General features: G+C 67.5%; 1 protein-coding gene and 1 pseudogene. Both read left to right on the forward strand.

The genetic code is table 11. The annotated features are described in order from the left end of the window. Positions 1–1,109: multidrug effflux MFS transporter (locus ACSFA3_RS22690; RefSeq protein WP_435507729.1), on the forward strand; the 1,109-nt coding region annotated here is incomplete at its 5' end. Next, a pseudogene (locus ACSFA3_RS22695) lies at positions 1,109–1,603 on the forward strand (MFS transporter); the annotation flags it as partial. The gene ACSFA3_RS22690 and the pseudogene ACSFA3_RS22695, both read left to right, overlap by 1 nt. Between the last annotated feature and the right edge of the window lie 52 nt (positions 1,604–1,655).

The raw sequence follows: 1,655 nt of genomic DNA on the forward strand, positions 1-1,655 counted from the left end.
ACGCCGACATTGGCGCGGTGCAGATGAGCCTCACGGCGTTCTTCCTGTCGCTCGGTGCTGGGCAGCTGCTGTACGGCCCGATCTCCGACATGGTGGGCCGCAAGCCGCCGCTGTATGCGGGGCTGCTGCTGTTCGCGCTCGCCAGCGTGGGCTGCGCAATGGCGACCGACATCCAGACGCTGATCGTGCTGCGCTTCATCCAGGGCTTGGGCGCCGCGGCCGGCATGGCGATTCCGCGCGCCGTGGTGCGCGATCTGCACACGGGCACCGATGCCGCGCGGCTGATGTCGCTGCTGATGCTGGTGTTCAGTGTGTCGCCGATCCTCGCGCCGCTCGCGGGCAGCGCGGTGATCGCGGTGGCCGGCTGGCGCGGTGTGTTCTGGGCCGTGACCATCGCGGCCGTCGCGGGCCTGGCGATGATGGTCAAGCTGCTCGATGAAACACGCCCCGCCTCGGAGCGCGTCGAAAGCAGTCTTGGCAGTGCGCTGTCGGCCTACTGGCTGTTGCTGCGCGACAAGCATTACCTCGGGCTGGTGTTCATCGGCAGCTTCGCGATGGCGGGCTTCTTCACCTACCTGGCGAATTCGTCGTTCGTAATGATCGACCACTACGGCCTGTCGCCTGCGCTCTACAGCGTGGCCTTCGGCGTGAATGCGGCGGCCTTCATCGCGGCCTCGCAGTTCACCGGCTCGCTGGGCGAGCGCTACGGGCTGGTCAACCTCGTCAAGTTCGGCGTGGTGTGCTGCGGTGTGGCAATGGTCGCGATGTTTGTCTACTTTGCGATGGGCGGCGACAACATCTGGGTGCTCATCGTCCTGTACTTCATCGCCTCCGGCTTCATGGGCCTGGTGATTCCGACCACCGGCGTGCTGGCGCTCGAGATGCACGGCGCCATCGCCGGCACGGCCTCGGCGTTGCTGGGCACGCTGCAGATGCTGACGGGCGCATTGGCGATGGCGGTGGTTGGCCTCTTCACTGATGGCCGACCGCTGCCAATGGTGGCCGGCATGGCTGGCGGCGCACTCATCGCGCTGGTGCTGACCTGGCTCACGCTGGGCGGCGTGCGCTCCGAACCCACCAGCAAGACGGGAAGGGCGCAAGAAGCCTGATGAACACGGTACGAGCAGGCGCCGCGCTCACGGCGGCCGGAGACAACGACAGCGGCAATGCAACCCACAAGCCCATCGACGGGCTGGCCCAGCCGGAGCGCGGCTGGGCGATGCTGGTCATCATCCTCGGGCTGATCGTGGCGGTGCTCGACGGCACCATCGTCAACCTGGCGCTGCCGGGCATTGCGCGCGAGCTGCAGGCCAGCCCGTCGCAGGCGATCTGGGTGGTCAATGCGTACCAGATCGCCACGCTGGTGATGCTGCTGCCACTGGCTTCGCTGGGCGATCTCGTGGGCTACCGGCGCGTGTATCTGGTGGGGATGGCGGTGTTCACGCTGTCGTCGCTGGCCGCCACCTTTGCCAATTCGCTGGGCACGCTGATCGCTGCGCGCGCCTTCCAGGGGCTGGGGGCGGCCGGCATCATGAGCGTGAACGCGGCGCTGGTGCGGCTGACGTATCCGTCGTCGCAACTGGGCAAGGGCATGGCCATCAACTAGCTGGTGGTCGCGACTTCTTCGGTGGCCGGGCCTTCGGTGGCGGCGGCCA

Origin of the sequence: Variovorax glucosi (assembly GCF_051216695.1) — a bacterium.
Classification (GTDB): domain Bacteria; phylum Pseudomonadota; class Gammaproteobacteria; order Burkholderiales; family Burkholderiaceae_C; genus Variovorax.